Here is a 19,345-nt window from a genome sequence, read left to right as displayed (position 1 = left end):
AAGGGCAAGTCACAGAAGTGTGCGCCGGCCGTTGTCCACATAGCCGGTGCCCGGGGTTTGGCGTGTCAGAGGCGGCTGGGATACTGAATCAATGGCAAATAACCAGCACGCCCCGGTCCTTTCCACTGCCACCGGCCCCTCTGGTGCCGGAAGCGAACCTGGAACAGCCACTGGTACCCGGAGCCAGGCTCTTTCGGTGCTGCGCGAGCTGGTCGGTCGGGCGGATGCCGACTTCCACGACGGCCAGTTTGAGGCCATCGAGGCGCTGGTCGACGGCGGCCGCCGGACGCTCGTGGTGCAGCGGACCGGCTGGGGAAAGTCAGCCGTTTACTTCGTGGCGTCCCTGCTGCTCCGGCGGCGCGGGGCCGGGCCCACGCTGATCGTTTCGCCGCTGCTGGCCCTGATGCGCGACCAGGTGGCAGCTGCGGCCCGGGCCGGTGTCCGGGCCGTGGCCATCAACTCCGCCAACCAGCTCGAGTGGGACGCGGTGCGGGAGCAGCTTGCCGCCGACCAGGTGGATGTTCTGCTGGTCTCCCCTGAGCGGCTCACCAACCCCTCCTTCCGGGAAAACCAGCTGCCCGAACTCATCCGGCGAACGGGACTGCTGGTTATCGACGAGGCCCACTGCATCTCGGACTGGGGCCACGACTTCCGGCCGGACTACCGCCGCATCGCGGACCTCATCACGCCGCTGCCGGATACCGTGCCTGTACTGGCCACCACAGCCACTGCCAACTCCCGGGTGGTCCACGACATCGAGGAACAGCTCGGCGACGGCGTGCTGACCATCCGCGGCGCATTGGGCCGGGAGTCGCTGCGGCTCGGAGTCCTGGCGCTGCCGGACTCCCGCGAGCGTCTCGGCTGGCTGCTCACGCACCTGGGAGACCTGCAGGGCAGCGGGATCATCTACACCCTGACGGTTTCCGCCGCCGAAGACACTGCCCGGCTTCTTGCGGAGGCCGGGCATGAGGTGCTGGCATACACGGGACGCACCGACCCCGCGGACCGGGAGCGGGCGGAGCAGCTTCTGAAGGACAACCAGGTCAAGGCGCTCGTGGCCACGTCCGCGCTGGGGATGGGCTTCGACAAGCCGGACCTCGGTTTCGTGGTCCACCTCGGCGCCCCGTCCTCCCCGGTTGCCTACTACCAGCAGGTGGGCAGGGCCGGCCGTGGCGCCGCCAACGCCGATGTCCTGCTCCTGCCCGGGTCCGAGGACCGCGAAATCTGGCAGTACTTTGCCACAGCGTCCATGCCCTCCGAGGAGAAGGCCACCGCCGTGCTGACCGCGCTGGCGGAAGCAGGTTCGGCCGTGTCCACCGTGGCTCTGGAGGCGCGGGTGGACCTGCGCCGGACGCCGCTGGAGCTCCTGCTGAAGGTGCTCGCTGTGGACGGCGCGGTGGAACGGGTAGGCGGCGGCTGGCGGTCCACCGGCATGCCGTGGACCTACGACGCCGAACGGTACCAGCGGATCGCGGAAGCCCGGGTGGACGAGCAGGACTCCATGGTCATCTACCAGGACACGTCCGGATGCCGGATGGAGTACATCACCTCCGTCCTCGACGACGAGACCGCAGCTGCCTGCGGCCGCTGCGACAACTGCGCCGGCCGGTGGTTCCCGGCCGACGTCGCCGCCACGGCGACGGAGACGGCCGGGCAGACCCTGAGCCGGGCCGGCATCGTCCTGGAGTCCCGGCTGCAGTGGCCCAGCGGGATGGACCGCCTCGGCGTGCCGGTGAAGGGCAAGATCAAACCTGACGAGAACACAGCGGACGGCCGGGTCCTCGCCAGGCTGACGGATTTGGGCTGGGGCGGCGCGCTGAGGGAACTTTTCGCGGCCGGGGCTGCGGACCGGCCCGTCGATCCCGGCATGCTCCAGGCCTGTGTCCAGGTTCTGCGCGAATGGGGAGCCGGTGACTCCCGGATTCCGGGCTGGAGCGGCGCAGGCAGGCCGGCGGCCATTGTCAGCATGCCCTCCCGCAGCAGGCCCGAACTTGTGGACTCCCTCGCGCGGGGCATCTCGCAGATCGGCCGAATCCCGTATCTCGGTCAGCTGCAGCTCGAACACGGCGGGCCCACTGGCGGCCGCGGCGGCAACAGCGCCTACCGGCTGGCCGGGGTGTGGGACCGGCTCGTGGTGGGGGAGGCGCTGGCTGCCGAGCTCGCCGGACTGGGCGGCGGCAGCGTGATGCTTATCGATGACCTCGTGGACAGCCGGTGGACCGTCACCGTGGCAGGGCGCGCGCTCAGGCGGGCCGGGGCGGGCGCGGTGCTTCCGCTGGCGCTGGCCCAGGCCGGCTGACCTCGGCCCCTGCGTCGCGGTGCAGCAGGAGGCTGTCGACGGTGCTGAGGAGCATCAGCACCGCAATCGAGAGGAAGGCGCCACGGTAGGCGGCCACTCCGCCGCCGTCCGGTCCTGCTGACAGGATGCCCAGGCCGGACAGGAGCAGGGAATCCGACTCGAAGAGGCGCAGCAGGAGGGCGCCAACCGCGATGCCGGCCCCGGTGGCCAGCTGGACAACCGTGGCCGATACGGCGTTGGCGGACGTTAGCTGCCCGGGCAGGATATCGGCGTACTGGACCGAGGCGTAGGCGGAGAATCCGATGGAGCGGAACGCCCCGCTGCACACGAGCAGTGCGAATACCAGAGGCTCGGGTGTTTCCCGGGACAGCATCGCGCAGAGGACGAAGGTCGCAGCTGAGGCCAGGGACGCGAACACCAGCACCGGCTTGAACCCAAAGCGCCTGATAAGCGGCGTCGTGGCCGGTTTGATGCCGATGTTGCCGATAAACACGGCGGCCACCATGATGCCGGCATGCAGCGGGCTCCAGCCGAAGCCGTTCTGGAACATGAGCGGGAGCAGGAACGGCACGGCGCTGATGGTCAGCCGGTAGATGAAGCCGCCCGAGTTGGTGGCCCGGAAGGTGCGGGTGCCGAACACCGTCAGGTCGAACAGCGGGTGGGCTGCGCGGCGCATCCAAAGAACCGCTGCCGCAAGGGCGAGAACGCCGGCGAGGATGATCGGCCAGGTCAAGGAGCCGCCGAGATGGCCGCTGGCCAGTTCGAGGCCGGCCACCAAAGCGCCCACGCCGGCCGTCGTGAGGGCAAGCCCCAGCCAGTCCAGCCGGCGGTTCCGGTCCCCGGGAACTGCCGGAACCAGGCGCAGCGCGGCCAGGAGGGCTGCGGCGCCCAGCGGCAGGTTGATCAGGAAGATCCAGTGCCAGGACAGATAGGTGGTCAGTGCGCCGCCCACAAGTGGCGCCAGGACGGGAGCAAGCAGGCCAGGCCAGACGAGATAGGCAGTAGCCCGCAGCAGGTCCGACTTTGGCGTCCCGCGAAGCACCAGCAGGGTACCCACCGGCACCATCATGGCCCCGCCCAGGCCCTGCAGGACCCGGCTGACGGTCAGCATCGTGAGATCCTGGCTGGCCGCGCACAGCAGTGACGCCAGGGTAAAGACGGCGATGGCCAGGCAAAAAATCCGCCGCGCTCCCAGGCGCTCCGCCAGCCAGCCGCTCAGCGGGATGCCCATGGCCACCGTCATCAGGTACGCGGTCATGGTGATGTTGACGCTGGCCGACGCCACCCCGAAGTCCGCGGCGATGCTGGGGATGGCGGTGGTCAGCACCGTCCCGTCCAGGAATTCCATGAAGAACGTGGCCGCCACGAGCAGGGCCAGCCTGGGGCTCCAGGCCTGGTTGGCGGATAGTTTGTCCATACAATCATCCTGCCAGCGGAAGCGGTCCATCGCCTCGGGTGTCCGGCACGCGGACGGAGGCTGTGGCGGGGTGCGCGGAAGGACGGCTTGTGCGAAAGGACGGCTTGTGCGGAAGGATGGCGTCCGGTCTGTGCAGAAGAATCGGCGCCGGGAACGCAAAAGGCCCCGGTCGGAGGACCGGGGCCAAACGCGGAGACGGGGGGATTTGAACCCCCGGTCGAGTTTAACCCCGACCCTTCATTAGCAGTGAAGTCCATTCGGCCGCTCTGGCACGTCTCCAATTGCTATTACTAGCCCACCAAGGATACGCAGAACCGGGCAGTCAGTGCAAAACGGCCGGGTCGGCGGGTCAGGCCGTCCCTTCCGCCAGCGCCTTCCAGAGGAAATGCTGGCTCCTGCCCTGGAGCGCGGCGGCCTGCCGGTTGTCCGAGGCGCCGGCGTGCCCGCCCTCGAGCGCTTCGTGGAACCAGACGTTGGGGATGCCCATGGCCAGCATGCGCGCGGCCATCTTCCGGGCCTGAACCGGCCCCACCCGGTCATCGGAGGTGGCGGTCCAGATGAAGGTCTCCGGATACTCCACGCCGTCCTTCAGCTGGTGGTACGGGGAGAAGGTCTTCATGAACTCCCAGTGCTCGGGCACGTCGGGGTCGCCGTACTCGGCAATCCATGAATGGCCCGCCGAGAGCTTTGTGTACCGGCGCATGTCCAGCAGGGGCACCCCGCAGGACACAGCCCCGAACAGCTCGGGGTACCGGGTCAGCATGTTGCCCACGAGCAGCCCGCCGTTGGAGCCGCCGACGCAGCCGAGCCGCTCCCTGCTGGTGACGCCCCGTGAGATCAGGTCCCGGGCCACCGCGGCAAAGTCCTCATAGGCGCGGTGCCGCTTTTCCTGCAGCGCTGCCCGGTGCCACGAGGGGCCGTATTCCCCGCCACCGCGGATGTTGGCCACGACGTACACCCCGCCCCGGCTGTGTCCCTCCGCGCCGCCGTCGCCCTGCACCGCTGCCGTGCGCCGCTCCAGCCACGCCCGGCCGATGGTGCCGCTGTAGGACGGTGTGCGGGAGACCTCGAAGCCCCCGTAGCCCGAAAGCTGGGTCGGGTTCTGCCCGTCCAGCACCAGACCGCGCGCCGCCACCTGGAAGTACGGCACTTTCGTGCCGTCCGCGGAGACGGCAAAGTGCTGCTCCACCTCGTAGTCCGCTTCATTGAAGAACGACGGCGATGCCTTCACTACCGCATGGCTGCTCACCACGCCTGCCGCGGCAGTCCCGGCGGACTCCCCGTCTGCAAGAGAGTCACCGGAAGCACCGTCAGCAGCAGCGTCAGCCGCCCGGGACAGCGTCCCGCGGGTCAGGGTGCTTGGCGTTGTGAAGCCGGTGGCCACGAGCCAGAAGTCGTCCCCGGACCCGCCGTCGGCCTCATCCTCGTCGTCCACGGCGAAGGCGTTGACGTCGTGCAGCGGCGGGCAGGCGTCCAGCAGCGAAGACCGCCAGGAATCGGCAGGATCGAGCACGCGGATTTCCGAGGACACGTCCTTCAGCAGGTTCAGCAGGAGGAAGTTCCGGGTCCAGCTCCAGGACTGCAGCGAGGTGTGGGCGTCCGGGGCGAAGAGAACCCTGAGCTCGCGGCCGCCCCCGAGATACGCCTGGAAATCAGCAGCAAGCAGGGAACCGGCCGCGTACGTTGTGCCGTTCACGGTCCAGTCACGCTGTGGCCGGAACAGCAGCCATTCCCTGTGCGCGCCGGTGTTAACGTCGGTGGGCACGTCCACCGGCACCCAGTCGCCGTCCTGCAGCACGGAGGTGCGGCGGTTGAAGAAGTCGATCCAGTCCACCGCGAACGTCCGTTCGAAGCCGGGCGTGGAGTCATGGGCCACGATCGCCATCATGTGGTCCTCGGGGATCTCGAAGATGCGCGGCGCATCCACCAGGGCCTGGCCGCGGTGGAGCCGCACGGCGGTCCGGGCGTACGACGACGCCGTGCGCGGCAGATCCCCGGCGGTGCTGGCGACCAGCAGCGTGTCCGCATCGAGCCACGAGACGTTCCCCTTCGCCGTCGGGAGGTCAAAGCCTCCCGCGGCGGGATCAACGAAAGCCCGGGTCTCGACGTCGAACTCCCGGTAGCGGTTGGCGTCACCGCCGTCGGGGGAGAGCGCCACCATCGCGCGCCGGTACGGCTGCCCGGGCTCGGGCCGGAGCAGGTTGGCCCCGTGGAAGACCCACTCCACGCCGTCGGCGGCGGCCAGGGCATCAACATCGAGCAGCACCTCCCACTCCGGGGCATCGCTGCGGTAGCTGTCCCAGCTGGTCCGGCGCCACAGGCCCTTCGGGTTTTGCCGGTCCTTCCAGAAGTTGTAGTACCACTCGCCGTGCTTGCTCACCATGGCGATCTTGTCCGTCGAGTCCAGGACCTCGAGGATTTCGCCCTCCAGCCGGGCATACTCGGCGTCCTCCAGCAAGTCCTCCGTGCGGGCATTCTGCTCGCGCACCCAGGCCAGCTGTTCCTCGCCGTAGATGTCCTCCAGCCAGATGTTCTCGTCGGTCGGCGCGGGTGCGGTCCCGGCGGGGGCCGCACCGGACGCGGGGGCAGAATCAGCTGCAGTGGTGGTCATGCGCCCATCCAAACAACATCCCCGCTCAGCTAGCAAGTCACATGCCGATACTCTGGAAGGCGTGGTTATTTCGCAGAGCATCCGGACGGCGCTGATTGGCGCCGGTCCGCGGGGCACCAGTGTGCTGGAGCGGCTGCTCGCCAACTGGTCCGCCGCCCCCGCCGGAGCCCGCCTGCACATTGACCTGATTGATCCGTTTCCCGCCGGCCCGGGGCACGTTTGGCAGCCGGGGCAGTCACGCCTCTACCTGATGAACACGCAGTCGTTCTACCCCACGCTGGTTCCCGAGGACCCGGGGCTGGCTGCGCCCATCGCCGGCACCACCTTCGACCGCTGGCGGACAGCCCAGCAGCACAACCCGCTGCCGGAGCTCACCGACGACGAGCGGGCAGAGCTCGCCGTGCTGGGGTCCGGTGACTTTCCCAGCCGCGCCATCTATGGCCGCTACCTTCGGTCCACGTTCGAGGAACTGCTCGCCGCCCTGCCGGACGGCGTCACCATCGACGTGCACCGGGCCACGGCCACCGCCGCGCGGCGGCGGCAGGACGGAAGGTTCGAGGTCGAACTGGACACCGGCGAAGTGAACGACGGCGCGACCCTCACCGTCGATTCCGTGGTCCTCGCGCTGGGACACCTCGCGTCCCGCCTCAGTCCGGAGCAGCGCGAACTGCAGGCAGCCGCCACCCAGTTCGGCCTGCGGTATCTGCCCCCGGCCGTTCCGGCCGACGTGGACTGGGGCGTGATCCCCGCGCAGGAGCCGGTCCTGGTCCGCGGGATGGGCCTGAACTTCTTCGACGTGATGGGCCAGCTCACGGAAGGCCGCGGCGGAATATTCGTGGAGTCCGGGGATGGCCTCGAATACCTGCCCTCGGGGCAGGAGCCCTTCATTTTGGCCGCATCGCGGCGGGGAACACCGTACCGGTCCAAGGCCAACCTCGCTGGCTACTATCCGGCGTCGGTTAGGCTCCGCTACTTCACCGGGAAGGCCATCAGGAGGTTCGCCGCGGCGGGGATTGTTCCGGCCTTCGACCTCGACCTCTGGCCGCTGCTGCACCGGGACGCACTCTGGACCTACTACAGCACGCTGGTGCGCTCGCAGCCGGACGCCGTGCAGGACCATGACGCGTTCCTCAAGGAGCTGGACGAGGCACTGCACCCGCACGCCCACACGACGGGCCGGTGGGAGGAAGACTTCAACGCCGTCGTCGGCCGCCATGTCCACCCGGGCAGCCGGCTGGACCTGCGCGGCCTTGCCGCCCCGCTGTCCGGGCGGAGCTTTGCCTCGCGCGCCGAGCTGGATGCCGCCGTCGTGGATTACCTCGACGACGACGCGCGGCGCTCAGCGCTCGGCGAGGACGACCCCGTCAAGATGGCCATCGGCGCGCTGCACCGCGGCCGCGCCGTGCTGAAAACCGTGGTGGCCGACGGCGGGATCACCGATGAGTCGTGGGTCGCCGGGCTGCGGGGCTGGTTTGAGTCCCTCGTGGAAGGCCTGGCCAGCGGTCCTCCGGCGCTGCGTGCCGAGCAGCTGGCGGCTTTGGCGCGCGCCGGAATTGTCAGCTTCGTGGGCCCGGACCCCAAGTTTGGCGTGGACCGCGGAAAGCGAACCTTTACCGCCGCTTCGCCGTGGGTCCGGGGCGGTGCCGCCCAGGCACGCACGCTGGTGGAGGCGCTGGCGCCGGCCAACCGCGTGGCCCTCAACGAGTCGCCGCTGCTGGAACAGCTCCTCGCCGACGGGATCGTGCGGCCGCGGACCATGATGACCGTGGAAGGCACGCCGGTGCAGGCCTCCGGGCTCGACGTCCGCCCGCACCCCTACCGCCCGGTGGCAGCGAACGGCGAGGTCAACGACAGGCTGTACGTGCTGGGGCTTCAGCTCTCGGCCTCCCAGTGGGGAACGGCCATCGCCGCCGAGGCAGTCCAGAACGCGGGTCCCGTGTACCCGAGCGGCCAGCGCACCCTGCGCGACGCCGACGAGATCGCCCGCGCCATCCTCGGCCTGCCCCAGAACCCTTCCTCACCTCCTGCCGCTTGATCCCGAACGCGTCCTCAATCAGCCCAAAAAAATGCCGGCCGGCGGCTTCCCGGGGAAGCTGCCGGCCGGCATCTGCGATCGGTTACAGGGCGCCCTGTCCGCCAGTCCCGGCGTCGGCCGCGTTGCCCTGGCCCGTGTCGGCGATGAGCTTGAACCTTGCCCCGGTGGGGTCCGTCAGGGTGGCCAGCCGGCCGAAGGGGGTGTCATCCGGACCGTCGACGAGGGTCGCACCCAGGCTGACGGCCTTATCGATCGAGGCGTCTGCGTCCTCGACGGCGAAATAGACCACCCAGTTGGAGGGGACCCCGGCGGGAAGGTCGGAGGTGGCGTCGTAGATCCCTGCTTTGGCGTCCCGGCCGGACCCCAGCGTGGTGTAGTGGAATTCTGGGGTGTCGCTCATGACGTCGGTGTTCCAGCCGAACACGTCCTGATAGAACTTCACCGCGGCGGCGTAATCGTTGGTGTGGAGTTCGTGCCAGGCCGCCGCTCCGGGTTCGGCAACAAGGTCAAAGCCGCGCATCTCCTGCGGCTGCCAGGCGCCGACGGCGGCTCCGGAGGCGTCACCCAGGATGGCCATCTTGCCCTGTTCGGGAACGTCCATCGGTTCCATGTGGACCTGGCCGCCGCTGGCCGTGGCCGCCGCGGCTGTGGCGGCGACGTCGTCGGTGCGCAAGTATACGGACCAGGTATCAGGCATGGCTGCCTGGTCCTCCATCTTCTGCATGATGCCGGCGACGTTCTTGCCGTTTTTGGTGGCGGTGATGTACCCGCCGTACTTTTCCTGGTCACCGGTCTGGAAATCCCAGCCGAACAGTTCGCCATAGAACTGCTTTGCCTGGTTGCTGTCGGTGGTCATGAGGTCGATCCAGCAGGGTGCGCCGGGCGTGATTTCAGGTGTGGGCATAGTGTGCTCCTGGTGTGCTTTGCGGGAAGTCACCGCAGGTCATGGAGGTACTACGGACAGAGCCGAGACTATGCCGGGGGTGTGACAGTTTCAATGGGGGCAGGGCCTTCAATAAGGGGCAGGGCCCAAAACCGTCAGCGCTGCTCCGAGTAGGAAGTACCCGGCTCCTGGTCGTCGTCGGCCTCGACCCACTCGGTGAAGTCCTTCAGCGACATGCACCAGTAGTAGTCCGAATACCTCAGGCCCTGCTTCTCGGCCTTGCCCATGACCTCGACCCCCACATGCAACGGTGGATGCGGAAACTCCGTCCCACGATCGAGGGAAAGAGCGGTGCTGGTTACAGTGAACGCCTTCGGGCCCTTGCTGCGCATGAGTGGCGCGTACTCGAATTTTGCCGGGCAGGTACTCGGATTACCTGATTTTCGGGCCCACCGTCCGCACCCCTACCTGCCGCCGGTCAGGGCCACCACTTACCAGGGTAAAAAGGCCCTGCCGGCCCACGCAAAAGGCCGGCCGAACCAACCCTTCGGTTGGCCCGGACGGCCTTCTAATTGGCCGTCGCAGTGCTTTCTGCACGGCGGCGGTCCCTGCGCGGAAGGTAAGAGATTCGAACTCTTGGTACGGGGTTACCGCACACTGGTTTTCAAGACCAGCTCCTTCGGCCGCTCGGACAACCTTCCCTAACTAGTAGTGTTTCATAGGCAGTTGGCTCCAACAAAAACCGCCGCGTGGCAGTTGTTGCCGCTGCACAGTATTTTTGGGGCAGGAATCAGCTAGAAATCGGGAGTTCGCCATGAAAGCCGTCTTTATCTCGGAGCCCGGCGGGCCGGAAGTGCTGGAAATCCGCGAGGTGCCGGCTCCCGAGCCGGGCCAGGGCGAGGTCCTTATCGACGTTGTGGCGGCCGGCCTGAACCGCGCCGATGTCCAGCAGCGGAGGGGCTACTACCCGCCACCGCCGGGTGCCTCGGAGATCCCCGGCCTGGAGGTTTCCGGCAGGATCGCGGGTTTCGGGCCCGGCGTCACCAAGCCGTTTTCCATCGGGGACAAGGTGGTGGCGCTGCTGGCCGGCGGCGGCTATGCGCAGCAGGTCGCTGTGCCCTCGGAACAGGTTCTGAGGATCCCCGACGGCGTGGACCTGGTCACCGCTGCCGCCCTGCCTGAGGTGGCGGCCACCGTGTACTCGAACCTGGTCATGACCGCGCAGCTGCAGCCGGGGGAGACGGTCCTGATCCACGGTGCCACCGGAGGAATCGGCACCATGGCAATCCAGCTGGCCAAGGCCCTGGGCGCCACCGTGGCCACCACTGCGGGCACCGACGAAAAAGTCAGCACCGCCAAGGCATTCCTGGGTGCCGACATCGCCATCAACTATGCGGAGGAAGACTTCGCCGAGAGCCTCCGCGCCCAAAACGGGGGCAAGGGTGCCGACGTCATCCTGGACGTCGTGGGCGCCAAGTACCTGCAGAAGAACGTTGACGCACTGGCGGATTACGGCCGGCTCGTCGTCATCGGGCTGCAGGGCGGTGCCAAGGGGGAACTGGACCTAGGACAGCTGCTGCGCAAGCGTGCTGCCGTGGTGGCCACAGCGCTCCGCCCCCGCCCCGCTGCCGAAAAGGGCGTCATCATGACGGCGGTCAGGGACTCCGTGTGGCCCCTCGTCGCTGACGGGCGCATCCACCCGCTGGTGGCCAAGACCTTCCCGCTGGATCAGGCAAGGGCGGCGCACAGGTACTTCGACTCCGGCGAGCACGTGGGCAAGGTCCTGCTGGTGATGTGAGAGCCTGATGTCCATCCGCCATAGCCTCCTCGCCCTCCTGCAGGACCAGCCGCGTTACGGCTACCAACTCAGGGTCGAATTCGAAGACCGCACCGGATCCGCCTGGCCGCTGAACATCGGGCAGGTCTATACCACCCTGGACCGGCTGGAACGCGACGGCCTGGTCAGCAACGACGGCGGCGACGGCGAAGGCCACGTCGTCTACAGCATCACCGAAGCAGGTAAGGCGGAGGTGCAGGGCTGGTTTGAGGCGCCGGTGGAGCGCAGCAACCCGCCCCGGAACGAACTCGCCATCAAGCTGGCGCTCGCCGTCACCCTTCCGGGGGTGGACGTGGCAGCCATTATCCAGGCCCAGCGTGGAGCGTCCATGCGCGCTTTGCAGGACTACACGAAGTCCCGGCGGGACACCGCCGCAAACCAGCGGGCCGCTGATACGGCCTGGCTGCTGGTGCTGGATTCGCTGGTCTTCCAGACGGAGGCCGAGATCCGCTGGCTGGACCTCTGCGAGGCCAGGATGCTGCAGCTTGCGCAGGCCTCCGGGCCGCTCTGACATCCGGCAAGGACGGGCCCGGGCCGTCCGCTCACCGCGGCACCGGGACCGTTCGGCGATTCCTGCTGTAGGGCGCCCTGAATGGCCAAGCCTATTGTCCTACCCGCTGGTAGGGTGCCGGTGGCACACTCTGTGCCAGCTGGGACTCTCAAGGAGGAGACATGGGCACCACGCCTGAGGACGGGACCCGAACAGCGGCCGAGGACCCCAATCCCGCCGCCGACGCAGCGCTGCCGCCGGCGTCCGTTGATGATGCGGTCCGCGACGCGGAGGAGCGCCGATGGACCCCTGCAAAAATTGCCACCTGGGTGGCCATCGCCCTGCTGGGCGGCGTGGCCTGGTTCATGCTTGCCCTGATCAGGGGCGAAACCGTCAACGCCATCTGGTTCGTGTTTGCCTCGGTGTGCACCTATCTGATCGGCTACCGCTTCTATTCCAAGGTCATCGAGCGGTATCTGCTCAAGCCGGATGACCGCCGCGCCACGCCGGCAGAGTACAAGGCCGACGGCAAGGACTTTGTCCGGACGGACCGCAACGTCCTCTTCGGGCACCACTTCGCGGCCATTGCCGGGGCTGGCCCTCTCGTGGGCCCCGTCATCGCCGCCCAGATGGGGTACCTCCCCGGCACTATCTGGATCATCATCGGCGTTGTCCTGGCCGGCGCCGTCCAGGACTACATGGTCATGTTCTTCTCCATGCGCCGCGGCGGCCGTTCCCTCGGCCAGATGGCACGTGAGGAACTCGGCGTCATCGGCGGTACGGCCGCTCTCATCGCCACCCTGCTCATCATGGTGATCATCGTCGCGATCCTGGCGCTCGTCGTCGTCAACGCGCTGGGGGAGAGCCCCTGGGGCGTCTTCTCGGTAGGCATGACCATCCCGATCGCCCTGTTCATGGGCGTGTACCTGCGGTACCTGCGGCCGGGCAAGGTCATGGAGGTTTCGATCATCGGCTTCGTGCTGCTGATGGCTGCCATCATCGGCGGCGGCGCCGTGGCCGGCACCGAGTGGGGCGCCGCGTTCTTCCACCTGGACAAGGTCACCATCGCCTGGGGCCTGATCATCTACGGCTTCATCGCCGCCATCCTTCCGGTGTGGCTCCTGCTCGCACCGCGTGACTACCTTTCGACGTTCATGAAGATCGGCGTGATCGTGATGCTGGCCGTGGCCATCATCGTCGTGCGCCCCGAAATCGCCGTTCCCGCCTTCAGCGAGTTCGCGGGCCGCGAGAACGGGCCTGTCTTCTCCGGAGCACTGTTCCCGTTCCTGTTCGTCACCATCGCCTGCGGCGCGCTGTCCGGCTTCCACGCCCTGATCTCTTCCGGCACCACGCCCAAGCTCATCGAGAAGGAGCGGCAGACCCGCTTCATCGGCTACGGCGGCATGCTGATGGAGTCCTTCGTGGCCATCATGGCGCTCGTCGCAGCGATTTCCATCGACCGCGGCATCTACTTCGCCATGAACGCCCCCGCGGCGCTCACCGGAGGAACGGTGGAGACGGCGGCCCAGTGGGTCAACAGCCTCGGCCTGGCCGGCGTCAACATCACCCCTGACGTCCTGGCCCAGACAGCCGCAAACGTCGGCGAGGAGAGCATCGTCTCGCGTTCCGGCGGTGCGCCCACACTGGCGGTCGGCCTCGCCCACATCATGCAGCAGTTCATCGGCGGCCCCGGCATGATGGCCTTCTGGTACCACTTCGCCATCATGTTTGAGGCTCTGTTCATCCTCACAGCGGTCGACGCCGGAACGCGCGTTGCGCGGTTCATGCTGCAGGATTCGATCGGCAACTTTGCCCCCAGGTTCAAGGAAGCCTCCTGGCGGCCGGGCGCGTGGCTGTGCACAGCCGTCATGGTGGGCGCCTGGGGAGCCGTGCTGCTGATGGGCGTCACCGACCCGCTGGGCGGAATCAACACCCTGTTCCCGCTGTTCGGCATCGCCAACCAGCTGCTGGCCGCGATCGCCCTGGCGGTGTGCATGGCCATCGCCGCGAAGCGCGGCACGTTCAGGTACTTGTGGATTGTCGCCGTGCCGCTGGCCTTTACGGCGGTCGTCACCATCACGGCGAGCATCCACAAGATTTTCTCGTCCGTCCCGGCGGTGGGGTATTTCGCCAACAACGCCGCCTTCAGCAAGGCACTGGCTGAGGGGAAGACGTCCTTCGGCACGGCCAAGACCACGGCGGCCATGGAAGCCGTGGTCCGCAACACCATGATCCAGGGCTGGCTGTCCGTCATCTTCGTCGTCCTGAGCATCATCGTGATCGTCACGGCGGTGGCCGCCACCGTGAAGGCCTTCAGGAACACCGCGGCCGGCGTCCCCAACGTCAATAACGAGGACCGGCCGCACCCGTCGCGGGTATACGCACCCGCCGGGCTGGTTCCCTCCCCGGCCGAGCGCGAGCTCATGGCGGAGTGGAACAAGCTTCCCGCGGACCTGCGCACCGAACGGGCAGGCCACCACTGATGAGCTCCGGACCGGCCGGGCTGCTGCATCCGGTGGCAGGAGCCTTCCGCGGCATTGCCCGGTACCTGCAAGGGGTCATGGGTGCCGACGCCTACCGGAAGTACCTGGAGCACCATGCGGCGGCAGGCCACAGCACGCCTCCCATGGACGAGCGGACGTTCTGGCGGGACAGGACGGACCGCCAGGACACCAACCCGCAGGGCAGGTGCTGCTGACCGCGGCAGTCCCCGGACTGGCCATCCGCAGGATCGTGCCGGTGATTGCCGGCGCCTACCGCGCTGGCAGCCACGGGCAACCTCTTTGACGAAGATCCGGCCATTGCGCCGTCGGGGGATCTAACCCCCGACGGCGCCCGGAACGTCCCGGCCGGCCACTCGGTTCTCCTGTGGCTGGCTGATCTTTACGGCGGCTGCGGTTTCGCTAAGGACGAAGGCGAAATCCTGGTCAAGGAGCTTCATTGACGGACTCCGCGTTCCGGGCGCGTGAGAGTATGAACGCATGAGCGATCCCGAAGACACTCAACGCATCCAGACGGCGGATCCGCAGGCCGCCGTGCAGCCCGGCCAGCCGGGCAGGCAGCCCGCGTCGGAACCAGACGGGCAGCAGGCAGCAAAGCCTGCTGTGGCGGCGGAGGACGAGGAGCCGGTGGAAGGTACCACCCTGGACGCTGGCGCCGCTGACGGTCCGGTCGAAGCCGAAAAGCCCAAAGCCGCCAACCTGCAGGACCTTGTGGATGAACCCGCCAAGGTGATGCGGATCGGCACCATGATCCGGCAACTGCTGGAAGAGGTGAAGTCGGCGCCCTTGGATGACGCTGCCCGGGGCCGTCTGGCGGAAATCCATGAGCGCTCCATCAAGGAGCTTGAAGACGGGCTGGCGCCGGAACTGGTGCAGGAGCTGGAACGGATCAGCCTGCCTTTCCCGGACAACGCCACGCCCTCTGACGCCGAACTGCGGATCGCCCAGGCCCAGCTGGTGGGCTGGCTGGAAGGCCTGTTCCATGGCATCCAGACCGCCATTGCCGCCCAGCACGCAGCCCGGGAACACACCCTGGCCCAGATGCAGCTCCGGCAGCTGCCGCCCGGCACCGTCATCGCGCCCGGCGTCGTTATCGGTGAAAACGGCGAACCGCAGCGCGCCAGGGCGCCCCAGCCCGGTGCCGACCCGCTCCACCCGGGCCGGAAGGAAGACTCCGACCACGGCCCCGGCCAGTACCTGTAGGCCTCTTTGGGATTTTTCACGGCCGCCCGGCAGGGGCGGAAAGACGACGCAGAACTGGGCAAGGGCCTTTGGCGCCGCGCCCATGACCGGTTCCACCGCGGCCTGGACCGGTACCATCAGGTGCTTGAGGGCGTGGAGGACGAACAGCTGTACGCGGAGCTGGTCGAGATAGCCAACCAGCTGGCCGGCCTCTCCGGCCGGGTCAGGGAGATCTGCGTCGAGGCGCAGCGGCGCTCGCCCAGCGACGGCCTGGATATTCCGCACTCCCTGTCCGGCGTCCACCGTGCGCTGTCCAAGGCCGGCAATTCGCTGGCTGCCACCGCCGAGGCGGCCGCGATGCTCCGGCTTGCCGTGGGGCCGGTACCCGTTGGTGCGGCCTCCGTCTGGCGCCGTGCGGAAAGTGTGTTTGAGCAGGTGGCCGACGCCGAGCGGAAACTTTCCGAGTCCTGACACCGTGCGTTTAGCACGCCGCGGAAATATTCCCGGAGGCGGTCCGTTACGCGGCTAGCTTAGCTTCACCATATTCGGCGGGCTTCAAGTTCTGTTGTTGGCAGGATGGAGACATGACTTCTTCACCAACACTGACTTTCAATGACGGCAACACCATTCCCCAGCTGGGCTACGGGGTCTGGCAGGTTGAAGACGACGTGGCCGAGAAGGTTGTCTTCCAGGCGTTCCAGGCCGGGTTCCGCCACATCGATACCGCCATGATCTACGGCAACGAATCCGGTGTGGGCCGGGCGATCGCGAGCTCCGGGCTGTCGCCGGAGGAAATCTTCATCACCACCAAGCTGTGGAACTCCGACCAGGGTTACGACTCAACGCTTGCCGCGTTCGAGGAGTCCCTGGAGCGCCTGGGCCTTGAAACCCTGGACCTGTACCTGATCCACTGGCTCCAGCCCAAGCAGGACAAGTACGTGGACACGTGGAAGGCTCTGATCGAGCTTCAGAAGCGCGGCAAGGTCAAGTCCATCGGCGTCTCCAACTTCACCATCGAAGGCCTGCAGCGGATCATCGATGAAACCGGCGTGGTTCCCGCCATCAACCAGGTGGAACTGCACCCGTACTTCAACCAGTCGGAACTGCGCGAGTTCAATGCCTCCCGGGGCATCCTGACCCAGGCATGGTCTCCGCTGGGCCAGGGCGGCGAGCTGCTGGAGGATCCGGTTATTGCGGGTATCGCGCAGAAGCACGGCGCCACCCCGGCACAGGTGGTTATCGCCTGGCACCTGGCCATCGGGAACGTCGTCATTCCCAAGTCCGTCACCGAGTCAAGGATCCGCGAGAACTTTGACGCCCTGAACGTCACCCTGGATGCTGCCGACGTCGAGGCCATCAACGGGCTGGACCGCACCGCCGAAGGAAGCGGCAGGATCGGGCCTGACCCGGCTGTCTCCGACTTCGCTTAGCCTCTGGCCCCCGAGCAGCCCGCTGACCTCGCTTAGCCCGCCGGGGCTTCGCCCGGGTCCTCGGGCCCGGTAAGTCGCAGGCTGCCAGCTGAGAGGCCCCGCCACGTTCGCTCAAGCGACAGGCGGGGCCTCTCAGCGTTAAGGAGGCCTCGCTGGTCAGCCGGCGGGGGCCGGGTTAGTACAGCTAGGCGGCGAGCTGCTCCTGCTGGACCGCGACGGCGTCGATGATGGCCCAGCTGTCCTCGCCGGTGATGTTGCGGCTGGCGAAACGCTCTGCCGCCGCCACGGTGTCGAAGACCTCGCTGCGGATCCGGCCGGAGTCTGCGTCGAAGTACGTTACGTGGAATTCCTGATTATTTTCCATGGCTCCATGGTGCAACCGGGGTCTGACATTTTTGGCAGTTCAGTCCGGCGTGTTGCTGAGCCGGAGCACACGTTCCTTCGCCAGCAAGGCTGAACGCTCGCTTTTCTCCGCTGCCCGGGCGTACTGCTTCGCCTCTGCGGCAGCGGTCTCGCGTTCCTTGCGGGCGGCGTCGAGCGAGAGTTCCAGTGTCCGGAGCCGCTGCCGTGCCTCGTTGACTTCTGCGGTGAGCCGGACGAAGGCTGCCGCGGCTTCCTCCTGGGCCTGGGCGCGGCGTGCAGCCTCGGCGGCGGAATCGGCAGCAGCTTCCTCCGCCTCCGCCAGCGCTGCCTCGGCCTTCTCCAACAGGGACGGCGTGACGGGACGGGGAGAGGTGCGTACGGCGCGGAGGCGCGGCTTTTCGCGCTCTGGGGCTGCCGCGCCGGTATCCGTCCGGGCTGCGGCCTTCGTCGGCCGGGTCCGTGTGCGCTGAGTCGCCGGTGCTTCCGAGGCCGCCGGCTCTTCCCGGCGCCCTTTCGCTGCCCCGCCAGCCGGGCGCTGTGCCCCGCCAGCCGGGCGCTGTGCCCCGCCAGCCGGGCGCTGTGCCCCGTCCGCCGGACGCCGTGCCGCACCCGGTACAGCCAGCGGGCGTGGCGGCGGCAGCTTGCCCAGCGCGGACGGAACGGCCACCGCGTTGCTCAGGTCAACCTGGTCCACGCCGTCGGCGGACAGCCCGTGGAGCAGCAGTCCGCTTTCGACGGCGGCGGCAGCGGCCAGATCGGCAGTGGCAGCGCGGAGTGTCTCTTCCACCTCCGTGGCCACGGGATCGCTGACCTTCCGGCCCTGCTCCTCAGCGGCGAGCCGGGCTTCACCCACGGCGGAGCCGAGGAGCTTCCGCCGTTCCTTGGCGAGTTCCCTCAGTGCTGCGGCATCGAGCGAAGCCTGCGCCTCCTGCATGGTTTGTCCGAGAGTCCGCAGCTGCTGTACGGCGCCGGGGTGGTGATGGGCCAGCATGTTGACCGCCCATGCCGCCACGGAAGGCTTCGGCAGGCTCCGGATCGCCTGGGCAAGAGGTTTGTTGGATGTGGCGGCGTCCTTCGCGGCGGCCGTGCGGGCGGCGACAAACTCGTCAAAGGGAAGCGCGTACAGGGCCTGGGCGGCCCGCTCCAGTTCCTCCTCCATGACAGCCATCATATGTACCGGCGCGCAGGTCTCAGCACGCCCTCGCGTGGGGCGGGCGATATGGGGAGACGCCAGCGCCGGAGCGCTCTTCCGCCTTAGTGTGCGGTCAGCCTGCCGCGCGGGCGGTTCTGCCACCTGTCCAGAAGGTGGTGATACATCCTGAGGACAGCTTTATAGAGGCCAATGGCCACTGCATTGAGAAGCAGAACGATGACTTGCACGGCGCCGGCCACGAGCAGAAGAAGGCCCAGACTGGCGATCACCGGCAGGAACATAAGAAAAACGGCTATCGCAATTGCGATATAGCCGAACGCATAGTTGACGAGTGTCGCCTGATCCACTGGAATTCACCACAACAAGCTCAATGACTCCGGATGCTGCCGCTGCCCCTTTGCAGCTAGGGTGATGTGGTCCCCGGCTGCTCCTGCAACCGGGGACCACTTAGCGGGATTAGGATCCGCACGCTGATGATGCTGCACCTGCACAATTTGTGCTGTGGCGTTCTCTCTAAGCTCACCGCCCAATAAGCAGCTTTGCGTTTACCGGTATCCCGTCCCGGTCCATGAGGCAATTGACTTCCTGCCGGGGATCCTCCTTGACCTGAGTTCCAATGCTGACTGATACCGATTTTTATAGCACCGCCGGCAAAGGCCTGACAAGAGAATTTTGACGTCACGGGCAACGGATGCTTGCCAGCTACTAAGCATGCTGATTAACTCATCTCTATAGCTGGTGCCACACCCGCGGTACCTGTCTGGTGGAAAGGAAAGTGCATCATGGGAATTCTTGGATTTCTCCTGCTCGGTCTGATTGCGGGGGCCATTGCAAAAGCCATTCTTCCCGGGAGGCAGGGCGGCGGTTGGATAGTCACCCTCGTCTTGGGTGTCGTCGGGGCCATCCTCGGCGGCTGGATCGGTTCGCTAATCTTCGGTGGTGGCTTGGGTGACTTCTTCGACCTGCGGACCTGGCTGCTGTCCATCCTTGGAGCTGTGATCGTGCTGCTGATCTACGGCGCCGTAACACGCAGAAGCCGGGTCTGACCTGACTTCACAGCATCGGGATCTGCAAGTGGGGCCGGCCAGGCAAGGGCCGGCCCCACTGGTTCCCCTGCGTCTCCACGGCAAGCGGGGCCGCCGGG

At 67.3% G+C, this 19,345-nt stretch carries 18 protein-coding genes and 2 tRNA genes; 11 read left to right on the top strand and 9 right to left on the bottom strand.

Annotation, left to right across the window (positions count from 1 at the left end; translation table 11 throughout):
• Positions 1 to 91: 91 nt before the first annotated feature.
• The gene (locus tag BWQ92_RS06935; protein ID WP_076798871.1) at positions 92 to 2,299 is read left to right on the top strand and encodes a RecQ family ATP-dependent DNA helicase; all 2,208 of its coding nucleotides are present in this window, start codon (positions 92 to 94) and stop codon (positions 2,297 to 2,299) included.
• Here BWQ92_RS06935 and BWQ92_RS06930 read toward each other — a convergent pair.
• The 3 genes from BWQ92_RS06930 to BWQ92_RS06920 form a co-directional block, all read right to left on the bottom strand.
• Positions 2,244 to 3,716: an MFS transporter gene (locus BWQ92_RS06930; protein WP_076798870.1), complete on the bottom strand. Its 1,473-nt coding sequence runs from the start codon at positions 3,714 to 3,716 to the stop codon at positions 2,244 to 2,246. The genes BWQ92_RS06935 and BWQ92_RS06930 overlap by 56 nt on opposite strands.
• Before the next feature lie 190 nt (positions 3,717 to 3,906).
• A tRNA-Ser gene (locus BWQ92_RS06925) sits at positions 3,907 to 3,995 on the bottom strand.
• Positions 3,996 to 4,065: 70 nt separating this feature from the next.
• Positions 4,066 to 6,327, bottom strand: a complete 2,262-nt coding sequence (locus BWQ92_RS06920) for a prolyl oligopeptidase family serine peptidase (RefSeq protein WP_076798869.1) — start codon at positions 6,325 to 6,327, stop codon at positions 4,066 to 4,068.
• Between the two features lie 61 nt (positions 6,328 to 6,388).
• On the opposite strand from BWQ92_RS06920, the gene BWQ92_RS06915 reads away from it, so the two are divergent.
• The gene (locus tag BWQ92_RS06915; protein WP_076798868.1) at positions 6,389 to 8,362 is read left to right on the top strand and encodes an FAD/NAD(P)-binding protein; all 1,974 of its coding nucleotides are present in this window, start codon (positions 6,389 to 6,391) and stop codon (positions 8,360 to 8,362) included.
• A gap of 82 nt (positions 8,363 to 8,444) precedes the next feature.
• Here the strand turns inward: BWQ92_RS06915 and BWQ92_RS06910 are convergent, their stop codons facing one another.
• The 3 genes from BWQ92_RS06910 to BWQ92_RS06905 all read right to left on the bottom strand — a co-directional run bounded on the left by BWQ92_RS06910 (position 8,445) and on the right by BWQ92_RS06905 (position 9,946).
• Positions 8,445 to 9,266 carry a VOC family protein gene (locus tag BWQ92_RS06910; protein ID WP_076798867.1) on the bottom strand — a complete coding sequence of 274 codons (822 nt, stop codon included), beginning with the start codon at positions 9,264 to 9,266 and terminating at the stop codon, positions 8,445 to 8,447.
• A gap of 134 nt (positions 9,267 to 9,400) precedes the next feature.
• Positions 9,401 to 9,637 (bottom strand): hypothetical protein, encoded by a 237-nt coding sequence (locus BWQ92_RS23155; RefSeq protein ID WP_083706239.1) that lies wholly within the window; start codon positions 9,635 to 9,637, stop codon positions 9,401 to 9,403.
• A 221-nt stretch (positions 9,638 to 9,858) separates the two neighbouring features.
• Positions 9,859 to 9,946: transfer RNA gene (locus tag BWQ92_RS06905), tRNA-Ser, on the bottom strand.
• A 113-nt stretch (positions 9,947 to 10,059) separates the two neighbouring features.
• On the opposite strand from BWQ92_RS06905, the gene BWQ92_RS06900 reads away from it, so the two are divergent.
• From BWQ92_RS06900 to BWQ92_RS06865, 8 genes are all read left to right on the top strand, one after another.
• Positions 10,060 to 11,043, top strand: a complete 984-nt coding sequence (locus BWQ92_RS06900; protein WP_076798866.1) for an NAD(P)H-quinone oxidoreductase — start codon at positions 10,060 to 10,062, stop codon at positions 11,041 to 11,043.
• Between the two features lie 7 nt (positions 11,044 to 11,050).
• Positions 11,051 to 11,593, top strand: coding sequence for a PadR family transcriptional regulator (locus BWQ92_RS06895; RefSeq protein WP_076798865.1), 543 nt, complete (start codon positions 11,051 to 11,053; stop codon positions 11,591 to 11,593).
• A 161-nt stretch (positions 11,594 to 11,754) separates the two neighbouring features.
• Positions 11,755 to 14,055 (top strand): carbon starvation CstA family protein, encoded by a 2,301-nt coding sequence (locus BWQ92_RS06890; RefSeq protein WP_236783136.1) that lies wholly within the window; start codon positions 11,755 to 11,757, stop codon positions 14,053 to 14,055.
• A complete protein-coding gene (locus BWQ92_RS06885; protein ID WP_076798864.1) occupies positions 14,055 to 14,270 on the top strand; it encodes a YbdD/YjiX family protein in 216 nt (71 codons plus the stop codon). The genes BWQ92_RS06890 and BWQ92_RS06885 overlap by 1 nt, the downstream gene beginning before the upstream one ends.
• A 45-nt stretch (positions 14,271 to 14,315) precedes the next feature.
• The gene (locus BWQ92_RS06880) at positions 14,316 to 14,516 is read left to right on the top strand and encodes a hypothetical protein (protein ID WP_076798863.1); all 201 of its coding nucleotides are present in this window, start codon (positions 14,316 to 14,318) and stop codon (positions 14,514 to 14,516) included.
• Between the two features lie 37 nt (positions 14,517 to 14,553).
• Entirely contained in the window at positions 14,554 to 15,276 is a 723-nt protein-coding gene (locus BWQ92_RS06875) for a bacterial proteasome activator family protein (RefSeq protein ID WP_083706238.1), read from the top strand.
• 6 nt (positions 15,277 to 15,282) lie between these two features.
• On the top strand, positions 15,283 to 15,726 hold the full coding sequence (locus BWQ92_RS06870; RefSeq protein WP_076798862.1) for a hypothetical protein: 444 nt from the start codon (positions 15,283 to 15,285) through the stop codon (positions 15,724 to 15,726).
• A gap of 113 nt (positions 15,727 to 15,839) precedes the next feature.
• Positions 15,840 to 16,685, top strand: a complete 846-nt coding sequence (locus BWQ92_RS06865) for an aldo/keto reductase (RefSeq protein ID WP_076798861.1) — start codon at positions 15,840 to 15,842, stop codon at positions 16,683 to 16,685.
• A gap of 184 nt (positions 16,686 to 16,869) precedes the next feature.
• Here BWQ92_RS06865 and BWQ92_RS06860 read toward each other — a convergent pair whose 3' ends face one another.
• The 3 genes from BWQ92_RS06860 to BWQ92_RS06850 form a co-directional block, all read right to left on the bottom strand.
• Positions 16,870 to 17,049, bottom strand: coding sequence for a hypothetical protein (locus BWQ92_RS06860; RefSeq protein ID WP_076798860.1), 180 nt, complete (start codon positions 17,047 to 17,049; stop codon positions 16,870 to 16,872).
• Positions 17,050 to 17,088: 39 nt separating this feature from the next.
• Positions 17,089 to 18,207 carry a hypothetical protein gene (locus BWQ92_RS06855; RefSeq protein WP_076798859.1) on the bottom strand — a complete coding sequence of 373 codons (1,119 nt, stop codon included), beginning with the start codon at positions 18,205 to 18,207 and terminating at the stop codon, positions 17,089 to 17,091.
• A gap of 95 nt (positions 18,208 to 18,302) precedes the next feature.
• Positions 18,303 to 18,548 carry a hypothetical protein gene (locus BWQ92_RS06850; RefSeq protein WP_076798858.1) on the bottom strand — a complete coding sequence of 82 codons (246 nt, stop codon included), beginning with the start codon at positions 18,546 to 18,548 and terminating at the stop codon, positions 18,303 to 18,305.
• A 435-nt stretch (positions 18,549 to 18,983) separates the two neighbouring features.
• Between BWQ92_RS06850 and BWQ92_RS06845 the strand changes: the two genes are divergently transcribed.
• Positions 18,984 to 19,247 (top strand): GlsB/YeaQ/YmgE family stress response membrane protein, encoded by a 264-nt coding sequence (locus tag BWQ92_RS06845; protein WP_003801204.1) that lies wholly within the window; start codon positions 18,984 to 18,986, stop codon positions 19,245 to 19,247.
• Positions 19,248 to 19,345 lie beyond the last annotated feature (98 nt).

The organism is Arthrobacter sp. QXT-31 (assembly GCF_001969265.1).
Lineage (GTDB): Bacteria > Actinomycetota > Actinomycetes > Actinomycetales > Micrococcaceae > Arthrobacter.
The sequence above is the reverse complement of the archived record's forward strand: the minus strand, read 5'-3'. Positions and strand labels throughout refer to the sequence as shown.